22 protein-coding genes are annotated in these 21,392 nt (G+C 36.0%); 13 read left to right on the top strand and 9 right to left on the bottom strand.

What is annotated here, in order from left to right; genetic code table 11:
* Positions 1 to 66 precede the first annotated feature (66 nt).
* The 3 genes from otsB to INR75_RS06440 are packed head-to-tail and all read left to right on the top strand — an operon-like array spanning position 67 to position 3,797.
* On the top strand, positions 67 to 855 hold the full coding sequence (gene otsB, locus INR75_RS06450; RefSeq protein WP_223091240.1) for a trehalose-phosphatase: 789 nt from the start codon (positions 67 to 69) through the stop codon (positions 853 to 855).
* A gap of 5 nt (positions 856 to 860) precedes the next feature.
* A complete protein-coding gene (locus tag INR75_RS06445) occupies positions 861 to 3,269 on the top strand; it encodes a glycoside hydrolase family 65 protein (RefSeq protein ID WP_223091239.1) in 2,409 nt (802 codons plus the stop codon).
* Between the two features lie 24 nt (positions 3,270 to 3,293).
* Positions 3,294 to 3,797 (top strand): DUF456 domain-containing protein, encoded by a 504-nt coding sequence (locus INR75_RS06440; protein ID WP_223091238.1) that lies wholly within the window; start codon positions 3,294 to 3,296, stop codon positions 3,795 to 3,797.
* Between the two features lies 1 nt (position 3,798).
* On the opposite strand, the gene INR75_RS06435 is transcribed toward INR75_RS06440, so the two are convergent.
* Positions 3,799 to 4,989: a GAF domain-containing sensor histidine kinase gene (locus INR75_RS06435; protein ID WP_223091237.1), complete on the bottom strand. Its 1,191-nt coding sequence runs from the start codon at positions 4,987 to 4,989 to the stop codon at positions 3,799 to 3,801.
* A 259-nt stretch (positions 4,990 to 5,248) separates the two neighbouring features.
* Here INR75_RS06435 and INR75_RS06430 point away from each other — a divergent pair, with 259 nt between their 5' ends.
* Positions 5,249 to 5,914 (top strand): hypothetical protein, encoded by a 666-nt coding sequence (locus tag INR75_RS06430; RefSeq protein WP_223091236.1) that lies wholly within the window; start codon positions 5,249 to 5,251, stop codon positions 5,912 to 5,914.
* Positions 5,915 to 5,963: 49 nt separating this feature from the next.
* Here INR75_RS06430 and INR75_RS06425 read toward each other — a convergent pair whose 3' ends face one another.
* Genes INR75_RS06425 through INR75_RS06415 form a run of 3 tightly spaced genes read right to left on the bottom strand, consistent with a single transcriptional unit; the run spans position 5,964 to position 7,761 of the window.
* On the bottom strand, positions 5,964 to 6,668 hold the full coding sequence (locus tag INR75_RS06425; RefSeq protein ID WP_223091235.1) for an LrgB family protein: 705 nt from the start codon (positions 6,666 to 6,668) through the stop codon (positions 5,964 to 5,966).
* Positions 6,665 to 7,000, bottom strand: coding sequence for a CidA/LrgA family protein (locus INR75_RS06420; protein WP_223091234.1), 336 nt, complete (start codon positions 6,998 to 7,000; stop codon positions 6,665 to 6,667). Before INR75_RS06420 ends, INR75_RS06425 begins: the two co-directional genes overlap by 4 nt.
* The gene (locus INR75_RS06415; RefSeq protein WP_223091233.1) at positions 6,997 to 7,761 is read right to left on the bottom strand and encodes a creatininase family protein; all 765 of its coding nucleotides are present in this window, start codon (positions 7,759 to 7,761) and stop codon (positions 6,997 to 6,999) included. Before INR75_RS06415 ends, INR75_RS06420 begins: the two co-directional genes overlap by 4 nt.
* A gap of 126 nt (positions 7,762 to 7,887) precedes the next feature.
* Between INR75_RS06415 and INR75_RS06410 the strand changes: the two genes are divergently transcribed.
* Positions 7,888 to 8,931 carry an NAD(P)/FAD-dependent oxidoreductase gene (locus INR75_RS06410; protein ID WP_223091232.1) on the top strand — a complete coding sequence of 348 codons (1,044 nt, stop codon included), beginning with the start codon at positions 7,888 to 7,890 and terminating at the stop codon, positions 8,929 to 8,931.
* On the opposite strand, the gene INR75_RS06405 is transcribed toward INR75_RS06410, so the two are convergent.
* The gene (locus INR75_RS06405; protein ID WP_092540164.1) at positions 8,919 to 9,755 is read right to left on the bottom strand and encodes a universal stress protein; all 837 of its coding nucleotides are present in this window, start codon (positions 9,753 to 9,755) and stop codon (positions 8,919 to 8,921) included. The two genes, INR75_RS06410 and INR75_RS06405, sit on opposite strands and share 13 nt — an antisense overlap.
* A 186-nt stretch (positions 9,756 to 9,941) precedes the next feature.
* Between INR75_RS06405 and INR75_RS06400 the strand changes: the two genes are divergently transcribed.
* From INR75_RS06400 to INR75_RS06385, 4 genes are all read left to right on the top strand, one after another.
* Positions 9,942 to 10,862 (top strand): YihY/virulence factor BrkB family protein, encoded by a 921-nt coding sequence (locus tag INR75_RS06400; RefSeq protein ID WP_223091231.1) that lies wholly within the window; start codon positions 9,942 to 9,944, stop codon positions 10,860 to 10,862.
* Between the two features lie 401 nt (positions 10,863 to 11,263).
* Positions 11,264 to 11,560: a TIGR03643 family protein gene (locus tag INR75_RS06395; RefSeq protein WP_092540161.1), complete on the top strand. Its 297-nt coding sequence runs from the start codon at positions 11,264 to 11,266 to the stop codon at positions 11,558 to 11,560.
* Positions 11,561 to 11,565: 5 nt separating this feature from the next.
* Complete coding sequence (locus INR75_RS06390; protein ID WP_223091230.1) at positions 11,566 to 12,123, top strand: PAS domain-containing protein; 558 nt, start codon at positions 11,566 to 11,568, stop codon at positions 12,121 to 12,123.
* Complete coding sequence (locus INR75_RS06385) at positions 12,113 to 12,499, top strand: acyl-CoA thioesterase (protein ID WP_223091229.1); 387 nt, start codon at positions 12,113 to 12,115, stop codon at positions 12,497 to 12,499. The genes INR75_RS06390 and INR75_RS06385 overlap by 11 nt, the downstream gene beginning before the upstream one ends.
* A gap of 54 nt (positions 12,500 to 12,553) precedes the next feature.
* Here the strand turns inward: INR75_RS06385 and INR75_RS06380 are convergent, their stop codons facing one another.
* Positions 12,554 to 13,576 carry a hypothetical protein gene (locus tag INR75_RS06380; protein ID WP_223091228.1) on the bottom strand — a complete coding sequence of 341 codons (1,023 nt, stop codon included), beginning with the start codon at positions 13,574 to 13,576 and terminating at the stop codon, positions 12,554 to 12,556.
* A gap of 251 nt (positions 13,577 to 13,827) precedes the next feature.
* Here INR75_RS06380 and INR75_RS06375 point away from each other — a divergent pair, with 251 nt between their 5' ends.
* The 3 genes from INR75_RS06375 (at position 13,828) to INR75_RS06365 (ending at position 16,718) form a co-directional block, all read left to right on the top strand.
* Positions 13,828 to 14,562: an SDR family oxidoreductase gene (locus tag INR75_RS06375; protein ID WP_223091227.1), complete on the top strand. Its 735-nt coding sequence runs from the start codon at positions 13,828 to 13,830 to the stop codon at positions 14,560 to 14,562.
* Positions 14,563 to 14,631: 69 nt separating this feature from the next.
* Positions 14,632 to 14,853 (top strand): hypothetical protein, encoded by a 222-nt coding sequence (locus tag INR75_RS06370; protein ID WP_092540157.1) that lies wholly within the window; start codon positions 14,632 to 14,634, stop codon positions 14,851 to 14,853.
* 224 nt (positions 14,854 to 15,077) lie between these two features.
* Positions 15,078 to 16,718 (top strand): carboxylesterase/lipase family protein, encoded by a 1,641-nt coding sequence (locus tag INR75_RS06365; protein ID WP_223091226.1) that lies wholly within the window; start codon positions 15,078 to 15,080, stop codon positions 16,716 to 16,718.
* 157 nt (positions 16,719 to 16,875) lie between these two features.
* Here the strand turns inward: INR75_RS06365 and INR75_RS06360 are convergent, their stop codons facing one another.
* Positions 16,876 to 17,238 (bottom strand): hypothetical protein, encoded by a 363-nt coding sequence (locus tag INR75_RS06360; protein WP_223091225.1) that lies wholly within the window; start codon positions 17,236 to 17,238, stop codon positions 16,876 to 16,878.
* A gap of 96 nt (positions 17,239 to 17,334) precedes the next feature.
* Positions 17,335 to 17,745 (bottom strand): Fur family transcriptional regulator, encoded by a 411-nt coding sequence (locus INR75_RS06355; RefSeq protein WP_223091224.1) that lies wholly within the window; start codon positions 17,743 to 17,745, stop codon positions 17,335 to 17,337.
* 376 nt (positions 17,746 to 18,121) lie between these two features.
* On the opposite strand from INR75_RS06355, the gene INR75_RS06350 reads away from it, so the two are divergent.
* Positions 18,122 to 19,750 (top strand): dihydroxyacetone kinase subunit DhaK, encoded by a 1,629-nt coding sequence (locus INR75_RS06350; protein ID WP_223091223.1) that lies wholly within the window; start codon positions 18,122 to 18,124, stop codon positions 19,748 to 19,750.
* 91 nt (positions 19,751 to 19,841) lie between these two features.
* On the opposite strand, the gene INR75_RS06345 is transcribed toward INR75_RS06350, so the two are convergent.
* Complete coding sequence (locus INR75_RS06345; protein WP_223091222.1) at positions 19,842 to 21,389, bottom strand: TolC family protein; 1,548 nt, start codon at positions 21,387 to 21,389, stop codon at positions 19,842 to 19,844.
* Between the last annotated feature and the right edge of the window lie 3 nt (positions 21,390 to 21,392).

The following is a 21,392-nucleotide window of genomic DNA, read 5'->3' as shown; positions in this document are numbered from 1 at the left end:
CTAACATAAATAGCTTCTAAAAGTTCTATCTTGAAACGACAAATTTTAGCATCACAATAATTAACTATGAAAACTTTACAAGACCCGAAGCAATTAGATTCGGCGATAGAAAACCTTGAAGAATTACAATCGAAATTCAGCAAAAACAAACCGCTTATTTTTTTAGACTTTGATGGCACCCTGGCTCCAATCGTAGAGAATCACGAAGATGCCGGCATGGACGATGAAACTCGAAAGATTGTAAAGAAACTCTCGCAAAAATATGCTATTGCTGTGGTAAGTGGTCGCGGTTTAAGTGATGTTAGGGAAAAAGTTGGGCTTACAGATATTTATTATGCCGGTAGCCATGGTTTTGAAATTGCCGGACCTAATAATTTTGAAAAAGACAATGAAGAAGCTGAAAAAATGCTTCCAGTTTTTAACGAAATTGAGGAAATACTTCAGCAAAAACTAAAAGTAATTGAAGGCGTAAGGTTTGAGCGTAAAAAGTTTACGCTGGCCATTCATTATCGCCAGGTGGCTGAAGAAAAGATTTCAGAATTTCACGAAATCATAGAAAATGAAGTCGAAAACTATCCAAAATTACATAAAGGAGACGGTAAAAAAGTAGTTGAAATAAAACCGAATATCGACTGGCATAAAGGAAAAGCTGTTAATTTTCTTCGGAAGGAATTGAGCGAGGAAGAAAATCCATTTTCAATTTATTTGGGAGATGATACTACAGATGAAGATGCCTTTAGAGAAATGGAAAACGGAATTGGAATCCTGGTTGGGGAACACGCCGATGATTCGTATGCCGATTATCGTGTAGAAAATATTGAAGAAGTAAAGGAATTTTTAAAAGAATTGTTATAAATTTTATGGAAACCTGGAAGGTTATTTACAACAGATATGAAGCAGAAAAAGAAAAACTTAGAGAAGCACTTTGTGTTTTAGGAAATGGTTATTTTGCCACTCGCGGTGCTTTTGAATGTTGTAATGCAGATGAAATTCATTATCCCGGTACTTATCTTGCCGGTGGTTACAACCGGCTTACCACCCAAGTCGCAGGTAAAGAAATCGAAAATGAAGATCTGGTAAACTTCCCAAACTGGCTTCCACTAAAATTTAAAATTGAAGATGGCGACTGGATTACGCCAGAGAATATTAAAATTGAAAGTTATAAAGCTGAAGTTCATTTAAAAAACGGTGTTTTAAAACGTAAGTTAAGATTTACCGATTCAAAAAATCGTAAAACCGAATGGCGAAGCGAACGCATTGTTTCTATGACGCACAAACATAGAGCTGCCATAAAATGGGAACTTAATGCTCTTAACTGGGAAGGTAACATTCAAATTCAGTCGGCTTTAGATGCTACGGTAATAAATTCGGGAGTGGAGCGATATGGCGAACTGAACAATAAACACCTTGAAACCCTGGATAAAGGTATTACCCCCAATAACAATATATTTATTAAAGTAATTACAAATCAATCGCGTGTGGTAATGGCACAGGCGGCACGTACTTATTTTTATTCAAACAACAAAAAAATAAACCCTGAAATACATAATATTGAAGAGAACGAATTTATAGCTCAAAATTTCCATTTAAAACTTCAAAAAAATATTCCCCTTCAGGTAGAAAAACACGTAAGTCTTTTTACTTCTAAAGACGAAGCAATTTCAGAACCATTACTGGAAGCTAAGGAGGAATTGGAAAAAATGAACACCTTTGCCGAACTTGCCAAAGACCAAATAAATTCCTGGGAAGCGTTATGGGATCAAAATGACATTGAAATTACTTCAGAAAATATCGAAGATCAACTGGTATTAAGGTTTCATGTGTTTCATATCCTGCAAACCTATTCAGCAAACTCGGTTAGCATGGATACGGGAATCCCGGCCCGTGGCTGGCACGGTGAGGCCTATCGTGGTCATATTTTTTGGGACGAGATGTTTACATTCCCACTATTCAATATAAGTTCTCCTGAAATTTCCCGTAGTCTTCTTCTCTATCGCTATCGACGCTTACCTGCTGCTCGCCTGGCCGCAAAAAAAGCGGGATTTAAAGGAGCTATGTTTCCCTGGCAAAGCGGAAGCAACGGCCGGGAAGAAAATCAAGTTATTCACCTAAATCCTGAATCTGGCCAATGGAACCCCGATAACACCTATTTGCAACGTCATGTAAATGCTGCGATTTCGTACAATGTCTGGACTTATTTTGAAACTACCGGAGATCTAGAATTCTTGTCTTTTCATGGAGCTGAAATGATGCTTGAAATTGCTCATTTTTGGAGTAAAAAATGTCATTTTTCCGAAGAAAAAAATCGTTACGAAATTCATCAAATTGTAGGCCCAGATGAATATCATACGCAATATCCAGATTGTGAAGATTTGGGGCTAAAAAATAATGCTTATACCAATATTATGGCGGTATGGAGCCTAGATCATGCTTTACAAGCTTTAGAAAAATTAGATGATCTAAGAGTAAAACACCTGTTGTCGCAACTTGATATTTCTACGGAAGAATTAGAACGCTGGAAAAACATTACCCAAAAAATGTATGTCCCATTTATTGAAAATAGCGGAGTGATCGAACAATTTGAAGGTTTCGATAAGCTAGAGGATTTGGATTGGGGGAAATACCAACAAAAACATGGCGAAAACATGCGTTTAGACCGCATTTTAGGCGCTGAGGGAGATCAAGTTAATAAATACAAAGCGGTAAAACAGGCCGATGTTTTAATGCTATTCTATTTATTTTCTGCCGAGCAGATTAAAGATCTACTCCATAAGCTTGGATATGACTTTGATCCCAAAAAACATATTCCTGAGAATATAGAGTATTACCGCAAGATCACATCACACGGCTCAACTCTTAGCCAGCTAGTGCATAGTTGGGTTTATGCCCGCCAGGATCGTAGTAAAAGCTGGCATAACTTTAAAAAAGCATTAATGAGCGACATTAAAGATGTGCAGGGCGGCACAACGCCGGAGGGAATTCATCTGGGAGCTATGGCAGGAACTATAAATTTGATTCAGGAATGTTATACGGGGATGGATTTTAGAAAAGACGCACTTTATTTTCAACCAAAGTTACCCGACGATTTAAAAAATATTAAATTTAGACTTCGCTATTTACAACATTGGATAGAACTGGAATTGGATTCTGATTGTCTACGACTTAAAAATAATGGGAACTGGCATAAAGAAATTCGAATTTTTGTAAGAACGAAAAAGTTTATTTTTAAGCCATTTGAAGAGAAAACCATTCTCTACAACAATTTATAAACCTACTAGCCCTATTTTAAATTTATGACAATACTCCTTATTAGCCTCGCGGTTATTTGTTTAGTAATTGGAATTATTGGCAGCGTATTGCCTGTTTTACCTGGCGTGCCTATAAGCTGGCTGGGATTATTGTTTTTTTATATTATCCCGGGTATCGAAATTGATTATTGGTTTTTAGGAATTACACTTGTTGTTGCTATTGCGATCTATGCCTTGCAAATAGCGATTCCCGCCATGGGAACTAAAAAATACGGTGGCAGTAAAGCAGGAATGATTGGCACTACCATTGGTTTGATCGTAGGGATTTTTGCGCCTATTCCTTTTGCTATCCTAATTGGCCCTTTTATAGGTGCTTTTATTGGAGAGATCGTAAACAAATCTGATTCTAAAACAGCGTTGCGTGCAGCTTATGGTAGTTTTATAGGATTTTTGGCATCCACTTTTATGGAATTTATGGTAGCGCTTATTTTCTTTATCCTATTCTTATATAAAGGATGGAGTTATCGTGATTTTCTTTTCAGCTATTAGTCTAGATATATCGCGGGATGGAAACATTGAATTTACTCCCGGTTTTTTCTTCAGAATTTATATCCATTTGCCCACCCATCTCGAGTACTAAGTGTCTAACCAATTTTAATCCCAGACCATAAGATTGCTCTCCTACAAGTCCTTCTTTTGCCTGCATACTTGCTTTCATAATATCATCTATAGCTTCTTGCTTAAGAAAAGTTGTTTTATCTTCTACCGCTACACTTAATTTAGCCATATCTGAAGATCCGCTATTCTTTAATCCTATGAACACTTTAACTTCTGAACCTTCGGCTGCATAATTGATCGCATTAGAGACTAGATTTCCAGAAATTTGAGTGATCTTTTGTCTTGAAAATTTTAGTTGTTGATTTCCCGGTAATAATTCGATATTTAAGTCTATGTTTTTAGACGTTGCCAGGCCGCCATACAGTGCCAGTAATTTAGTTTTTAATTCACTTATCGTAATGCTTGCTTTTGCGTATTCCAGAAATTCGGTATTATTTTTCTCCAAAATATCACTTATAATATCCAAAAGCTCTGTACTACTTTGACCTGAAAGATGAAGATATTGTTTTAATACTGAAACATCCTCTTCGTCCTCGGCCAATTTACTTAAACCAAGAACACCACTCACCGGCCCTCGAAGATCATAACCCAATTCTCGTTGTGCTGCGTGCATATCATGAAAACGGCGATTTACTTCAGCCATTTTCTTCATTCCTTCCAGTTTTTCAACGATTTCAGCTCCGATCAGTTTTAAAGCTTTTTGCTGATCCTTGTCCAAACTATGCCCAACCTCATCGATTATACAAAGCGCTCCAATTGCATTCCCTTCTGAAGTTCTTAAAGGCACTCCAAAGTAGTAACCGTATTTATCGTCTAGCGGGACATTGAATTTATCGTTATCCCTAAAATTTTCAACTTCTAAAGAGTCTTTTTCACCAATAGTATATTGACAAACTGAATTTTCTCGACGCATTACAACGGGATCCATTCCGTTTGCCGCAATAGACCATTGCCAGTAAGAATCTAAAATATTCACTAAAGAAAGTTCGGCTCCGGTGATACTGGAGGCAAGTTCCGTTAAATTTTTAAACATTTCCTGTAAGCTCTGGTAGTCCAGATCTAGTTGAGAAACTTCGAGAATTCTTTTAAACTCGGCTTCAGAAGAATCATTAGGTGCATTCATACATTTGGTCGAAAATCATAGTAAAATACGTATTTTCAATCAGATAGGCAACTTTTATATTTTCAGAAGAAATCATTCAATTGATCACAAAAGAGAGGAGAAAAAATACGTCAAAATTTCAAAATTGGACAAAATGAAAGTTTATGTTAATTCAGCAAAATTAAGCTAAGTCCATTATTAACAAAGGTTTATACGCTCATATTTAAAAACACAGATCCTATTCTATAATTTTACAACTAAAACCAAAAAGACTTTTATTATGAAAAAGAATGTAATTAAATTATCTGTTTTAGCTATTGGGCTTTCAGGTATGATAAGCCTATCGTCTTGTAAGAATACAGAATCTGATAAAGATGCACCATTGGCCGATAATAATGATATGGAAGTAGAGCAGGATGAAAATACTGATAATTCTTATCCATCAAATCCTACCGCAGAATATCTTGCTTATGTAGATCGATCTACCGTAGAGCCTGGGGAAAATCTTTACACAAAAGAGGCTATAAATAAATTAGCTGCTGCTGTTGAAGATAAATCACAAGATCTAAAGGCGACCCCAAATGATAGCTTAACTGCAATAGTTCCTGAAATGAGCGATAATGCTGAAGCTGACACTACGATCACTACAGAAAATCTTTATTCTAAAGGACATGTAATTGTAGGCGTATTGGAAAACCTTCAAAAGCAAAATTTCCCAAATTTATCTGATGATGTTGAAGAGTTAAAAGAGAGTTGGAATAAGCTGGAAGAAGCTAAAAAAACTGATTACAGTGAAATGGCCGTAAATTCATTTTTCAATAAAGCAGCAGATCTACTGGAAGAAATGGACTCTAACACGCCAGACGGAACAATGTCTGCTAGTTATACCGGCGATTCTACTCAGTATAGTACAAAAGGTGACACCATAAAGGTAGAGGATCAATAAAATTGAGCTTAAAAATAATCAATATCAGGTCGTCTTTTGGCGACCTTTTTTATTGGGCCAAACTTAGCAACCAATCCAAAATATAGGGAGCTAACAAAGCGGTAATAATTCCGTTAAAACACATAGCCAAACCGCTATAAGTTCCTGCGGAAGCACTAATTTCAAAAGCTCTGGCAGTGCCAATCCCATGTGCTGAAGTTCCTAATGCCGTGCCAACGGCCTTTTTATTTTTAACACCCATTTTCTTAAGTACGATCGGTCCAAAAGCATTCCCCAAGATTCCGGTGATGATCACAATCCCAGCAGTGATTTCTGGAATACCTTCAGTAATCTTAGTAATTTCTATGGCAATTGGCGTTGTCACCGATTTTGCAGCTAAGGACCGACTAATAATTTCAGGAGCATTAAAAAGCACCAGAATTATTATTACTGAAATTATACCTACAATCCCACCAATGATTACAGAAATAAGAAAAACCTTCAGATCACGTTTTACTTCCTCTAGTTTTTCATATAAAAACACACCCAAAGCCACGACAGATGGACCTAGAAAAAAACTGATGTATTTTGCGCCGTTATTATAAGTTTCAAAATCAACATTGAAAATAAGTAAAACAGCAACTATTAAAATTACTGAAACCAAAACCCGATTAAAAATAACGAGATCGAATTTCTCCTTTAATTTTCCTGAAAGAAAATAGGCAAATAAAGTGAGCGTTACGCCAAAAATAGGAAGCGCTAAAAATGCTTTCATTTTTTATCTAATTTCTGATAAATAGCTCCGGTGGCATAAAGTGACAACAAAGTACTTAAAATCACAGCTACCGAAACCGGAATCCAATATGCTGCAATAATATTTGCATAGACCATTAAACCTACACCGTAGGGTATAAAGAAAACAACCAGATATTTCACCAAAAAATCTGAGGCCGGTTTTACATCTTCAAGTTTTATCATTTTAAAAAATAATGCCAGGAAGATAAGTAGCATCCCAATGATATTTCCTGCAATGGGAATATTAAAAAAATAATGAATCAATTCACCTAAAAAAAGAAAGCAAAAAATGTAGATTAAGGATTTAATCATTTTTCGTAAAGATTGTCTACATCGGCATGATGCAATTCTACAAGAAAATCGGCAATTTTAGAACTTACCGCTTCTACGAAGTTTTTTCCTTTTTCGGCTGTTGCCTTTTTAGGATTCCCTACTCCGGTATCTTTCGTAACTTTTGTCCATTGTCGCTGGCTAGTGACCCAACCTTCTTTTAGCCCTTTAATTTTATAGTTCTTAGTAGCACCATCACCAGCTTCTTCCAGTGGTAAAACAAGATCTGGAGCCAAATGCATTACCACAGCTGTTTCTAATTCGCCAGCGTGATCACCGGGATCATCAAAAAAAGGAGTCGCATCCAAAACCTGAAACCAATTTAACGAACAGGTAAAAATATCTGGAAACTCTAAACTTAGTTCCCGTATCATCTGTTTAAAATTATTACCTCCATGAGAATTAAAAATAACCAGCTTTCGTATTCCGCAATTATTTAAAACCTGCGCCACATCTTTTAATATGGCATATTGTGTAGAAGGATTCAAATTCATGCAAAATGGAATATCCATCTGCCCTGTATTCACTCCGAATGGAATTGTAGGTAGCAACAAAACTTTAGCGCCATTATCCCAGGCTTTTCTACAGGTTTCTTTGGCCACACCTTCTGCTTCAATATTATCTGTTGCGTATGGCAAATGATAATTGTGTGCTTCAGTAGCGCCCCAGGGTAAAATAGCTATTTCGTAATGTTCATCTTTTACATTTTTCCAGTTCGTTTCAGCAAGGATATAGGGTTTCATGATTTTATTGACTTCTAATTAAATATGAATTTACGATATATATTTTCAAATAAATAATTAGAAAAGAAGGATTTTTTTATATAATACTTAAGTTTACAAACTGTAAAGGCAATTACAAAACAAAGCATGTTCGATTTTATAATTATTGGAGCAGCCCAGGCTGGTCTTGCAATGGCGTATTACCTAAAAGAAGCCGGTTATCATTTTCTTGTTCTTGATAAAGAAGATGAGATTGGTGCTTCCTGGCTTAATCGTTGGGATTCCCTAAAATTATTTACTCCAACAGAATTTAATCATTTACCCGGTATGGATTTTCCTGCCAAAAAAGGTCATTATCCTTCTAAAACCGAAGTTGCCAATTACTTTAAAGTTTATACTAAAAAGTTCGAATTTCCGCTACAGTTAAATACGCTGGTAACTTCAGTAAAAAAAGAGAAATCCTGCTTTTTTATTGAAACTGAAAATCAGCATTTCCAGGCGAAAAATGTGATTGTAGCTACAGGGCCTTTTCATATTCCTTACACTCCCCCTTTTTACAAAAAAATAAGCTCTGAAATCTTCCAAATTCATAGTAATTACTATAAAAGTCCGGCGCAATTAAAAGAAGGAAACACACTTGTTGTTGGTGCTGGGGATTCTGGATTTCAAATTCTCGATGAAATTTCAGCATCAGGGCAAAAAACCTATTTTTCAGGAGCTACAGATGTAAAAGTACTTCCGCAGGAATTTTTAGGAAAAACGTTGTGGTGGTGGTTTACTAAAACAGGATTTTTAAGCTTCAACAAAGATTCCTGGATTGGTAAAAGAATTAGTAAAAGTAGGCAGCCTATTATTGGAACCGATGTAAAAGAAATCTTATCGCGAAAAAATGTTGAAGCTGTTGGTAAAACTATCGATGCTGAAGACAATATTATTTCTACTGAAAAAAAAGACATTACCGATATCGCTAATATCGTTTGGGCTACCGGCTACCGACCTAATTTTAACTGGATTGAAGGTTTAGAACTCACAAAAGACGGTTATCCAAAGCATAAACGCGGAGTAAGCAATACCAAAGGGCTATATTTTATAGGCCTCCCTTGGCTACATACTCGTGGATCTGCAACTTTGGGAGGCATAAAAAATGATGCGAAATATTTATCTGATTTTATCGAAAATCAAGCTTCGTGACGCTTGTAATTTTCGGTTGGTAATACCAAAAATGGAATTTTTACATTGTAAGCAACTTCGTGAACTAAAGAGCTAAACAGCAGCTTTTCGATAAATGTGTGCTTGTTTTTAACCATCACCAGCATTTCCACAGGATTTTGTTTTTGATATTCCTGTAACGCATCCATCACGCTATCTCGATTTATACGGCCAAAAATATAGCCGTAATCATCAAAATATTTTTGAAGTGCTTCTTTAGATCTTTCCTGACTTTCATCCAGGTCTTTACCAAAACTAACATTTAGAATATGGATCTTCGCTTCAAACTGCTCAACGATATTTTTTAAGAACCATAAATCGTATTCAGAAAAGTCTAATTTAAGATCATTTGGAAACAAGATATTTTTCGGTTCTTTATAAGTCGCTCCCGCCGGAATTGCCAGCAAAGGACATTTAGCTACTTTAATGGCATGTACGGTGTTTGTTCCAAAAATAAGTTCGCTGCCTCCCTGTGCACCTTCGGTTCCCATTATAATTAAATCTATAGACTGTTCAGATACACGATCTTTAATTTCTTCGTGCAACATTTTAAAAGTAGAAACCAATTCAAATTCATGATATTTATTTGGAAACTCCTCTTCGATCTTCTTTAAAAATCGAGATAAATTTTTGATCGAGTTCTCTTTATAAACTCCATATAAACTACTGTAAATTATAAAATCGGCATTGTAGAGCGTATTTAGCAGAATAAACTTGGTTCTAGAATTTTTAAATAATTGCAGTGCATACTTAATCGCATTATAAGAATTATCTGAAAAATCGGTTGGCAAAAGCACAGTTCTCATGACTAATAATTTTATGTCTAATTTACGAATATTGGTTCTACCTAACTATGATTTTGATCATATAAACAAGCCTTTGGAGGACTAAAAAAACTTCAAATCTGAGTATAAAATATTTATAATTAACAGGGTATTGGCAACATGCCTTAGATTAATAATTAACTTTTGCATTAAATCGACCTCATTTTAATGGAAAGAGAAGCAATAGATACTAAGAATAATCATAATCCTTTTAAACTCTCACCAAAGGGCTGGTGGGAAGTCTTGAAACAGGTAAAAAACGAAATTTCTGCAGATAAGGTAAGCATTGTATCGGCAGGTGTTGCTTTTTATGCTTTTTTAGCCACCTTCCCGGCAATTATGGCGTTGATCTCTTTGTATGGATTAACCACAAATCCGCAGGAAATTCAGCGGCAAATAAATGAGCTTTCGGCTATGATGCCTAAACAAGCCTTTGAAATTTTACAGCAACGAATTGATGTTTTTCTAGAAACACATGGCGACAAACTTGGTTGGGGAACTTTATTTGGAATCCTGTTTAGTATTTGGAGCGCAAACAAAGGAACTAACGGCCTATTAACCGGAGTGGATATCGCTTACGACACAAAAGAAGATCATAATATTTTTAAGCAATACTTAATGGCTTCAATATTTACTATTGGTGGACTTGCCATGCTAATCTTAAGTATGATCTTAATTGTAGGATTCCCTGCATTAGTTCACAAAATTGGATTACCAACTTATATTGAAGATTTGATTAGCTGGTCACGCTGGTTATTATTAGCCTTTTTAGTGAGCATTTTTTTATGTTTGGTTTACAAGTTTGCTCCTGCTCGTGAGAAACCTAAAACAAGATGGGTTATTCCCGGTGCTTTATTTTCAACATTTGTCTGGTTGGCCGCGTCTTACGGATTTTCTTTTTATGTGAGTAACTTCGGAAATTATGGCGAAGTTTATGGCTCAATTTCGGCAGTTGTGGTGTTATTGCTTTGGCTTTACATCACTTGCTTCATTATCTTATTAGGAGCTGAGATTAATACTGAAATCGTTGATCATTTAATAGAAACGGAATTGAAAAACGAGAATAACTCAGCAAAAACATCAAAATAAAATACATTTAAAAATAAATTTATTAAAATACAAAACTTAAAAATAATAATTTATTAAATTACAAGGTATTCTTTCCTAATTTGATGATTATGAATAATGATGCTTTTAAAGAGACGAATATCGAATATTGTGTAGCCAATTTTGTGTTTGCCAATTATTTAACCTACCAAAAGAACAAACAAGGAAAATTGTTTAGTGACAAAAAGCTGGATTGTAAAAATTTTAAAGCAAAGTTCCTAAAATTAAAAAAGTCTAAAGTGCCAAAACATTCAATTTCGGCAAGCCCTATCATTTTCACCTGCGGATTTAAAATGATAAAAAACACTTCATACATTCTAAATTAAATTATAATAATTTTCATGTTCAACATTATCGCTTTACCTTTAAACAAAAGTTGAATTATGAAAATTGCTGAAAAATTTAATCTATCTGAGAGACAGGTAGATCGCGTTATTGCCATGGCCTGGGAAGATCGCACTACTTTTGAAGCTATCGAATATCAATTTGGGCTTACTGAAAAAGATGTGATCAAATTCATGCAGGAACAAATGCATCCCAGGAACTGGAGAAAATGGCGTGCAAGAGTTCAGGGCAGAAAGACAAAGCATCAAAAGCTAAGAAACTTTGAGTCTGGTAGATTTAAAAGTAGCCGCCAACGACAGATCACGGGAAACAGAATTTCGAAAAAGAAATATTAATCGCCATGGCACCTGAAAAAGAATATAATTTAACGTCGTTGGATATTTATCTTAGCGGCAACAGTAAACCCTTAGATAACTTGAGAAGCTTACAGCTGCACCCGCTTTGCAGCATGGATATTTTTGCCGATTATTCAGATAAACTAAGAGAGAATGCAAGGCGGCAAACCGAATTGAAATCTCTAACAGTCTTTGCTAAAAAATATAATTGGGAGACACCGCTAAATTTTATGTTGCATCAGGATTATGAAGCTTTAATTCTAACTAAAAGAGATCAAACGATCTTATGGACCAATAAAGGTTTCAGCCATATGACAGGTTACCCGGCAAACTATGCCAAAGGTAAAAAGCCAAAATTTTTGCAAGGCGAAAACACTTCCGTAGTAAGAAAAAGGAAGATTAAAGATCAGGTAATTGCTGAAGGTAATATTTCTGAAATTTTAGCAAACTATCGTAAAAATGGAGAGGAATATTTATGTAAGATCGATATTTACCCAATTAAAAATAAAGCCGAACAGGTGACTCATTTTTTAGCTCTGGAAAAAGAAGTTTATGACTATTGAAGAAAGAATCGAAAAGTCTACCACCAGCCTTTTTAAAGCTGTTTTCCCTAATACTACAAATCATTACGACACCCTTTTTGGTGGCACGGCCATGCAAATGATGGACGAAGTTGCTTTTATTACCGCCACAAGATTTAGCCGGCAACGTATGGTAACCGTTAGTAGCGATCGTATCGATTTTAAAAAGCCAATCCCGGCTGGGACTTTTGTAGAATTGATTGGAAAAGTAACTAAAGTTGGAAATTCTAGTTTAAAAGTTAGTGTAGAAATTTTTATTGAAGAAATGTACTCTAATCATCGTGAACAGGCGGTACAAGGTGAATTTACTTTTGTGGCGATCGATGATGAAAAAAAACCAGTAAACCTTAAAATCTAGAAAAAGAAAAAGCCATGAAAGATCATGGCTTTAGTTTTGGGCAAAAAAGGATTACTATTCTGTATAAAAATAAACAGCTGAAGCTCCAGATAAACTATTATTAATTTGTGGAGATCTATTTCCACTAGACGTACTGGCTTCAGAAAATGCAAGAACTCTACCTCCTCCATTTGCTAGTTCAGCAATAAATACAGCGTCATAATTAGCGTCGTATACAACATTCACAGGATTCCCCAGGTTAGTATTACCACCCTCTACACGCATTTGATCACTAACAGAGATCATGCCGCCATCCATAGTTGCATTAAATTTACTATCAAAATTCGTGATTACGTGAAAAGCGCCATCAGCATCAGATCCTGCATCTCCAATATCGGTCATCACCATAGTTCCTCCATCATAATCTAAACCATGTGTTCTAACGATACCCTCTACTTCTACAGTTTTAGATGCTGAAGCTTCCATATCTGTCATATAATTTGAAGAAAAATTGGTAAAAACAGCCAACATATTGGTCGTGTCTACCACAGCATAAAGATCATTCCCTACAAACTCTATTCCCCAAACTTTAAAATCTACTGTTACTATATTTCTTAGTTCAAAACCAGAAGAAGTTTTGGTATAAACAAAGAATCTACCATCTGGAGTAGTATCATCGCCATCGACATCTGCATTATCTGCAACTACATATATATTTCCGTTCACTGCAACATCACGCGGACTTTCAAGATCTGAAGAACTAGAAAGATCAAGATCGATATCAAGATCTATCCCGGTTTGTAAACCGCCAATACCCGCATAACTTTCTAAACTTGTCGAAGAACGAGAAACTATGGTAAACGAATCATCCCCACCGTCGTAATAAATCCCTTCAGCATCATCAGAAGAAGTTTCATAACTGGTGGTTTCTCCATTATTAATATCATAACGTGTCACACTTCCATCGTGACTTGTTGCATAAAGATGTGCTGTACCAGATGGCATTACCGGATTTCTATCCATATTATCATCATCACTGCAGGAAACAATCATAGCTCCTGCTGCCAACATAAAAAATGGTCTAATAAACTTTTTCATATTAATTGAGGTTTTTGTTGTGTAAATATTTACGCAAAAATGCCTCAAATAGTTTCCGTATAATTCTTAAGGAAATGTTATAAAGAGTATATACCTCTGATTAATAGTGATTTAAAAATTAAATCAATTCTACTTTTAACTTTGATTTATAAAAACATTAAGAGTGCTTTACCTGAGATTCGAATAAAAAATTGCGTCATTCATACTGGAAAAAGGAAGTTTAAATCGATGTTAATGAATTGGAGGATTATATGATAGTAAAAGACAAAGTCGCTTTAATTACTGGAGCAAGTAGTGGTATAGGAAAAGCAATCGCAAAAAAATTATCAGAAGAACAATGCAAAATAATTCTGGCAAGTAGAAATGTAGAAAAGCTGAAGGAAATCCAACAAGAACTAAAATCTGAAAGCATCGTGATCGAAATGGATGTTAGCCAGACCGAAAGTGTTGCCAAAGGTTTTAAAAAAGCGATTGCCAAATTTAATACCATCGATATTCTGGTGAATTCTGCCGGAGTTATGCCTTTAACTTATTTAAAAAATCGTCATTTAGACGAATGGCTTCAAACCATCGAAGTAAATGTAAAAGGAACTTTGCGTTGTATACATGGCGCACTTCCTTATATGAAGAAAAATGAAGGTGGTCATATAATCAATATTTCTTCTGTAGATGGGAAAGAAGTTTATAAAGGCGGGGCAATTTATGGTGCATCGAAATCGGCTATTATCACACTTTCTAAAGCTATGCGAATGGAACTTTCTCCGGAATATAATATTCGCGTTACCTGTATAGAACCGGGGACGGTAGATACTAGCTTAAGAAATAACATTACAGACGAAGAATTATTAAATGATAAAGATTACGACGATGAATCTGAACCAAAATTAGAAGCTAACAATATTGCAGATGCCGTTCTTTACGCGCTCTCCCAACCCGATAGTGTAAACGTGAACGAACTGCTTATAAAACCCACTGGAAAATCTTAAAAATTAATTCTGAAACCTATAAAACTGGTACAGAACTCAAATATTAACTAAAACGAAAACTATAATTCTATGAAAAATCAATTAAAAAAAACCGGAAAATGGGCTGTAGGATATCTTGCCGCTAAAGCAGGGAAAAAAGTCGTTGCAAAAAGTGGCGCTGTAGGACTTGGAATTGGTGCTGCTGCCGGTCTTGGCTATCTGGGGTATAAATTATTCAGAAAGAAAAAAGAAGAAAATGATATTAGCGAGAATTATCACGAAATAAAAGGAGAAAAGAAAATTGTAGTGTAAAATATACAATATTAGCATTCGTCATTGTCATTTATTCTACAATGATATCAAAGAAAAAAAGCCGGAAATTCCGGCTTTTTTTATGCTTACTTTTTAAGCAATGATCGTATATTTATACAGTGATTTTAATTTATATCCATAAATTAGAGATCATAAATACTATTTTTAACCGAGTGCACACTCGTAAGAATTCAAGCTTCAAAAAGAATAATTTACAAGTAATAATGAAAAAAATAATACTCTTTTTCGCAGGATTAAGTTTTTTAACTTCCTGTAAAAATACTGCTGAAAACAAAGAAACACAGGAAGGTAATCTTATTGTTTCTACGGAAAACGGAAAAATCGAAGGCTTTTTAAATGAAGACCAATCGGTTCGAAAATACTTCGGAGTTCCTTTTGCGCAACCACCAGTTGGGGATTTACGATGGAAAGCGCCACAAGATGCTAAAAACTGGAGCGATACTTTAGCAACAAAAGAATTCAAAAATAAACCAGTTCAGGCGAATGTTTTTCGGGATATGAAATCTCGTTCTAACGGGATGAGCGAGGATTGTTTATATCTAAATGTGTGGACACCAATGGAAACTTCAGAAGAAAAACTTCCAGTTCTTGTTTATTTTTATGGAGGCGGATTTGTAGCTGGTGATGCCTCAGAGCCTCGCTATGATGGTGAAACCATGGCTAAAAAGGGAATGGTTGTGGTCACCGTAAATTATAGATTGAACATCTTTGGTTTTATGGCACACCCAGAACTTAGCGAAGAAGCACCTTATAATGCTTCAGGAAATTATGGATTGTTAGATCAACAAAAATCACTGGAATGGGTTCAGGCCAATATTGCAGCTTTTGGAGGCGATCCTAAAAAAGTCACCATTGCAGGAGAATCTGCCGGATCGATTTCGGTAAGTGCGCAAATGGCTTCGCCTTTGTCTAAAGACCTCATTAATGGCGCGATTGGCGAAAGTGGCGCTTCTATTTACCCAACACTAGCTCCTGTATCATTGGAAGAAGCTGAAAAAACCGGAATCGATTTTGCTGAACAAATTGGCGCCAAATCACTGGCAAATCTTAGAGCGATGAGTACCGACTCTATTTTTATGCTGTACCAAAATGCTGGAAGATTTGGATTTCCTACGGTTATTGATAATTACTTTTTACCAAAATCGCTTCCAGAAATATTTGAAGCCAAAGAACAGGCACAAGTTCCTTTACTTGTAGGCTGGAATTCTGCTGAAATTCCAGGAATGGGTGTGATGCAGGGATTAGAAAACACTCCAGAAAATTTCATCAAAAAAGTAAAAGAGATCTATCCTGAAGATCACGAAGAAGTCCTTAAACTTTATCCGCATAATACTTCAGAAGAAGTAAAATATTCAGCAACAAAACTTGCTTCAGATCGCTTCATCGTTTACAGTACCTGGAAATGGTTCGATCTTCATCGCAAAAATTCAGATGCTCCTGTTTATCGTTATTTGTACAGTAAATTAAGACCAGAATTAAAAGATCAATCTAAACAACCGGGACTTGCCGGCGGAACTCAGGAAAAAGATGAAAATACTCCTGAAGCTCCAAAAGCTGTTGGAGCGCCCCACGCCGCAGAGATCGAATACTTTATGGGGAATCTGGATCGCATAGAGGATTATGCATGGACAGAAGAAGATTATAAAGTTTCAGAAACGATTCAAAAATATCTGGCGAATTTCGTTAAAACCGGTAATCCAAATACCGAATCTTTACCAGAATGGCCAAAAGCTGAAGCTAATGATCAAACTCCACCTGTAATGATCTTAGATACCGAATCTAAAGCTGAAAATTCCGAAGATGATAAACGATTTTTATTTTTAGATAAGGATTACACAAAGTAATCGCCAAATATCTGCCTTTATAAACAAGAAAGCCCTCTAAAATTAGAGGGCTTTTTTGATCTTAGTAAACTACCTCAAGTATAGCCAATGAAAGCTTTGTTTGAAAACAAACTTTAATTCGAGCTAAGCTTCGAAGCATTTAATCTCGATTACCAAGTTAATTTTGGCGTCTATCTCGCATCCTACCACGCATTTGCTCACGGCGCTCTTCCTGCATTTTAGTATATTTTTTAAACTGATCTTCAGTAAGTAATTCTTTAAGATCTTCGTCTCTCTTTTCAGAAAGTTTTCTCATTTGCTCAAAACGCTTGCTACGATCACCGTTAGAATTTCGAAGTGCTTGTAATCCTTCAGTAAAATCTTTATTGATTTCTTTATACGCCGGGATTTGTTCTTCATTTAAAGCCAAAGCAGCAATTTCTTCCTCCTGCATTTTCTTTAAGACATCTTCAGACATTCTTCCCTGAGCAAATACTTGCGCCCCAAAAAGAAGAAATAAACCTAAAATTAATTTTTTCATGATTCAAACTGGTATTAAGTTACTACAAGCATTTGACTCTTAAATAATTAATTAGTTTAAACCATAAATCTTAAAATTATAAGATTTCAAGAATAATTATTTAGAACATTTATCACATAAACCTTTTACCACAAGATTAGCATCTGTAGCCTTAAATCCTTTAGGAAGACTAATATTAGGAATTGTTTGATCTGTTAAACATTGGGTTTCCCCACATTTAGAACAGTGAAAATGAAGATGTAATTTATCATTCAAACTTTTATTTCCTGAAGATTCTAAAGCAAACTTTGCCATTCCGCTGCCATCTTCTATTTTATGGACTAAGCCTTTTTCTTCAAATAGTTTTAAACTTCTAAAAAGCGTAGTGCGCTCTGTTTGTCCAAAAGCAGCTTCAATATCATTTAAACTCATCGCCAAAGATTCTTTTGCCATAAATTTATAAACCAATAATCGCACGGCAGTTGGGCGAATTCCCTTAGTTTTTAAAATAGCTTCAATTTCTTCCATGATACTTTCGATCTTGCTTTTGGATCTATATTCAGAAATATAAATTTAAGCTTTATTGCATAGTTTATCAGTATTCCGGCAGAAAGTCTTCAGAATTTATCGCCTCCTAAATTCATAACTTAAGTCAACTACCTCCAGACAAGCCCATGAGACATTTTTTTTTAAAATCGTCTTTGTATCGAGGCACGCCTCGGAACATTTAATCTCGATTATCAAGTAAAAAATATAAGCTGAAAATCGATAAAATCGAGATGTGTTTTTATAGCTTTCAAAAAGTGCTAAAGGCAACTTAAAGTTTTTATAAATTCTGAAGTGAATAGCGCTTATCACTGTGTAAAGGCTTTATAATTCTTTACCTTTAAAAGAAAACCTATCCATGAAATTTTTCATTAATAAACCCGATAACGTTGTAAACGAATCTATAGAAGGATTGCTTACAGATCCTAATCTTACCAAACTAGACAGTTTTCCTGAAGTTAGGGTAGTTACCCGAAAAGAGATCGATAGATCTAAAGTTGCCATCATCTCTGGAGGAGGATCTGGTCACGAGCCTATGCACGCTGGTTTTGTTGCCAAGGGCATGCTTACCGCTGCTGTTTGTGGCGATATTTTTGCTTCACCATCTGTAGATGCTGTTTTAGCAGCCATTCTCGCGGTAGACAGCGAAAAAGGCTGTTTACTGGTTATAAAAAATTATACAGGAGACCGATTGAATTTCGGGCTAGCAGCCGAGCAGGCAAGGGCGCTTGGTCATAAAGTTGAAACCGTGATTGTTGGTGACGATATTGCCTTAGGCGAAGATACGCAGCAGCGTGGTCTTGCCGGAACTTTACTAGTTCATAAAGTTGCCGGACAATTAGCGGAAGAAGGAAAATCTTTAGATGAAGTGACCAAAGCGGCAAAAAAAGTGGCTAAAAATGCTATCTCAATTGGACTATCACTTACTGAAGGACAGAAATTCAACAACCCGGAAGAGTCGAGATTAGATAAAACCGAAGCCGAATTAGGTTTGGGTATTCACGGCGAACCCGGTGTGGATGTTATAAAGATGGATCAGGCCGATGCACTAGTTCAAAAAGCGGTAGATAAACTGAAAGAATATCTTCCGGAGGACGATGAAAAATATGTGCTGCTTTTTAACAATTTGGGCAGTGTGACTCCGCTCGAAATGAACTTACTAGTGCATAGTTTTGATAAAACCGATATTTCTGGAAAAGTGAAATACCTGGTTGGCCCAACCGCAATGACCACTTCTTTAAATATGAATGGTTTTTCGATCACCCTTTTAAAGTTAGATGAAGAAATCAAAAACGCACTTTTAGAAAAAACCGAAACTCCAGAATGGCGAATTAGAGCCTATGCGAAACCCAGTAGTATTAAAAGCCCGGAGCTACCTAAAACCATGCAATTCGAGCCTTCAGAAAATAAAAAGCATCAAAAAGTTGTAGAAAGTATTGCCGATTATCTTATTGAAATGGAAAAGGAAATGAACGATCTGGACGAGAAAGTTGGTGATGGCGATGCAGGATCTACTTTTGCTGCTGCAGGTAAAAAGTTTAAAAAGATTTCTTCGGAATTACCCTATGCTTCGTTACCTGAATTATTTACTACCGTTGGGCGTGTGTTAGCACGAGAAACCGGAGGTTCTAGCGGAGTATTGTTGTCGATGCTCTTTACCAAAGCCGGAAGTAGCCTTGAAGATGATGACAATATTGGAAAAGCTTTGCTAAACGGATTAGAAAAAATGAAATCTTACGGTGGCGCTGAAAAGGGCGATCGTACCATGATCGATGCTATGCAACCTGCTTTTGAAGCTTTAAGCGATAAAAAGTCTACGAAAGAAGCTGCTGAAGCTGCCAGAAAAGGAGCCGATGAAACCGCTAATATCACCAATACCAGTGCAGGACGCAGTTCTTATTTATCTGAATCTAGCCTTGAAGGAATCCCAGATCCCGGCGCTGAAATGGTTGCTCGAGTATTCGAAAAACTTGTTGATATTGTATAAAAAATTAGTAAACTACCTAGAGGTATTATATCCTTTATAGGTGCCAATTAAAAAATCCGTTAGAACATCTAACGGATTTTTTAATTCCTATTTACTGCCAGCCTCCGCCAAGACTACGATATAATTCAACATTAGCAATGAGTAACTGGTTTTTGATATTTATCAAATTTAGCTCACTTTCTAGCGCGTCGCTTTGTGCACTAATTACTTCCAGGTAGTTGGCGTAACCACCCCTAAAAAGCATCCCGGCATCTTTTAAACCTTTTTGGGTAACCTCGATACGCTCTTGTGCAATTGCATATTCCTCTTTTAATTTCTCCATTTTCGCCAAAGAATTAGAAACATCTGCAATCGCTGTGATAAGATCATCTTTAAAATCTAGCTGAGCGATTTCTTTTTGCGATAAAGCGATATTGTAATTTGTTTTTAGCTTTCTATTATTAAATATTGGCTGAAAAATAGCTCCGTTTAATAACGCAAAACCAGAACTTACAGGGTCTAAAAATTCTTCTAACCGAAACGAATTTAAACCTGCCGAAGCTCCAATACTTAAGGAAGGATATCGCAGCGCATTTGCAACACCGGCATCTGCATTAGCTGTGATAAGTTCATATTCGGCCATGGCGACATCCGGGCGATTTTTTATCAATTCTAAAGGCACACCAGAAGTATATCTTTTCTGAAATTCAATTTCTTCAAAATCAGTATCAATTTCTATGGGTCTTGGTGATCTTCCAAGCAAGCGATTAAGCTTATTTTCCATAATCACATATTGACGCTCTAACTGCGGAATTAAAGTTTTTGCCTTTAATTTCTGAGATTTTGTTTGCTGAATCGCTAAAGATGTAGATTCTCCCGCACCATACTGCAATTGTACAATATTTAAAGTACTATCGCTTAAGGCAAAGTTCTTCTCTGCAACTTCTATTTGTGATTTTAGCATCACCAGATTAAAATACGTTGCTGCTACTTCTGAAATTAGCGAAGTTTGCACCGCTTTTTTGAACTCTTTACTTTTCATAAACTGAGCCCTGGCGGCTTCCTTTTGCCAACGTAACTTTCCCCAAACATCAAGCTCCCAGTTTGCCTGTAAAGCAGCAGAATATTCTAGACGCTCTGTGTAAAAGCTTGTTGGAGGGTTTTCGCCATGATTTCTTCTTGCCCTGTTAGAACCGTAATTATTATAATTTTCAGAATAATATTCTCTACGATAATCGGCCGGCCTCGCATTAACAGAAGGAAGAAAATTAGCTTTAGATTGCGCAAGTTCTTCCATCCCAATTTCCATGTTTTTCATGGCTTTTTGTAAATCGATATTATTCACCAAAGCCGTATCAATAAGCTTCTGCAAAGTCTTATCTGTAATATAATCCTTCCACGGAATTTCAGACATTGGAATCGTATCTGTATTCACTTCATTAGAGTTAAGTGAATCTACAGATAGCGTTTCCTCTTTTTCTTCACCTGTATAGAATTCAGAAGAAACATCATCTCCAAAATCTGGACGTGCGTATTCCTCTCCTACTTTACAACTTACCACGCAGATCATTGCAAAAATCCCTAAAGCAGATTTCAGAAATCTCGCAGAAAATTTTGTTCTATTATTTGATTTTATGCTTGAAAGAAAACTCGTTCTCATCTT

The organism is Zunongwangia sp. SCSIO 43204 (genome assembly GCF_019904275.1).
Taxonomy (GTDB): domain Bacteria; phylum Bacteroidota; class Bacteroidia; order Flavobacteriales; family Flavobacteriaceae; genus Zunongwangia; species Zunongwangia mangrovi.
The sequence above is the reverse complement of the archived record's forward strand: the minus strand, read 5'-3'. Positions and strand labels throughout refer to the sequence as shown.

What these genes read in the sequence shown, in the direction of transcription:
- otsB (WP_223091240.1), top strand. Translation starts at nt 67, where the DNA reads ATGAAAACTTTACAAGACCCGAAGCAATTAGATTCGGCGATAGAAAAC.
- INR75_RS06445 (WP_223091239.1), top strand. Translation starts at nt 861, where the DNA reads ATGGAAACCTGGAAGGTTATTTACAACAGATATGAAGCAGAAAAAGAA.
- INR75_RS06440 (WP_223091238.1), top strand. Translation starts at nt 3,294, where the DNA reads ATGACAATACTCCTTATTAGCCTCGCGGTTATTTGTTTAGTAATTGGA.
- INR75_RS06435 (WP_223091237.1), bottom strand. Translation starts at nt 4,989, where the DNA reads ATGAATGCACCTAATGATTCTTCTGAAGCCGAGTTTAAAAGAATTCTC.
- INR75_RS06430 (WP_223091236.1), top strand. Translation starts at nt 5,249, where the DNA reads ATGAAAAAGAATGTAATTAAATTATCTGTTTTAGCTATTGGGCTTTCA.
- INR75_RS06425 (WP_223091235.1), bottom strand. Translation starts at nt 6,668, where the DNA reads ATGAAAGCATTTTTAGCGCTTCCTATTTTTGGCGTAACGCTCACTTTA.
- INR75_RS06420 (WP_223091234.1), bottom strand. Translation starts at nt 7,000, where the DNA reads ATGATTAAATCCTTAATCTACATTTTTTGCTTTCTTTTTTTAGGTGAA.
- INR75_RS06415 (WP_223091233.1), bottom strand. Translation starts at nt 7,761, where the DNA reads ATGAAACCCTATATCCTTGCTGAAACGAACTGGAAAAATGTAAAAGAT.
- INR75_RS06410 (WP_223091232.1), top strand. Translation starts at nt 7,888, where the DNA reads ATGTTCGATTTTATAATTATTGGAGCAGCCCAGGCTGGTCTTGCAATG.
- INR75_RS06405 (WP_092540164.1), bottom strand. Translation starts at nt 9,755, where the DNA reads ATGAGAACTGTGCTTTTGCCAACCGATTTTTCAGATAATTCTTATAAT.
- INR75_RS06400 (WP_223091231.1), top strand. Translation starts at nt 9,942, where the DNA reads ATGGAAAGAGAAGCAATAGATACTAAGAATAATCATAATCCTTTTAAA.
- INR75_RS06395 (WP_092540161.1), top strand. Translation starts at nt 11,264, where the DNA reads ATGAAAATTGCTGAAAAATTTAATCTATCTGAGAGACAGGTAGATCGC.
- INR75_RS06390 (WP_223091230.1), top strand. Translation starts at nt 11,566, where the DNA reads ATGGCACCTGAAAAAGAATATAATTTAACGTCGTTGGATATTTATCTT.
- INR75_RS06385 (WP_223091229.1), top strand. Translation starts at nt 12,113, where the DNA reads ATGACTATTGAAGAAAGAATCGAAAAGTCTACCACCAGCCTTTTTAAA.
- INR75_RS06380 (WP_223091228.1), bottom strand. Translation starts at nt 13,576, where the DNA reads ATGAAAAAGTTTATTAGACCATTTTTTATGTTGGCAGCAGGAGCTATG.
- INR75_RS06375 (WP_223091227.1), top strand. Translation starts at nt 13,828, where the DNA reads ATGATAGTAAAAGACAAAGTCGCTTTAATTACTGGAGCAAGTAGTGGT.
- INR75_RS06370 (WP_092540157.1), top strand. Translation starts at nt 14,632, where the DNA reads ATGAAAAATCAATTAAAAAAAACCGGAAAATGGGCTGTAGGATATCTT.
- INR75_RS06365 (WP_223091226.1), top strand. Translation starts at nt 15,078, where the DNA reads ATGAAAAAAATAATACTCTTTTTCGCAGGATTAAGTTTTTTAACTTCC.
- INR75_RS06360 (WP_223091225.1), bottom strand. Translation starts at nt 17,238, where the DNA reads ATGAAAAAATTAATTTTAGGTTTATTTCTTCTTTTTGGGGCGCAAGTA.
- INR75_RS06355 (WP_223091224.1), bottom strand. Translation starts at nt 17,745, where the DNA reads ATGGAAGAAATTGAAGCTATTTTAAAAACTAAGGGAATTCGCCCAACT.
- INR75_RS06350 (WP_223091223.1), top strand. Translation starts at nt 18,122, where the DNA reads ATGAAATTTTTCATTAATAAACCCGATAACGTTGTAAACGAATCTATA.
- INR75_RS06345 (WP_223091222.1), bottom strand. Translation starts at nt 21,389, where the DNA reads ATGAGAACGAGTTTTCTTTCAAGCATAAAATCAAATAATAGAACAAAA.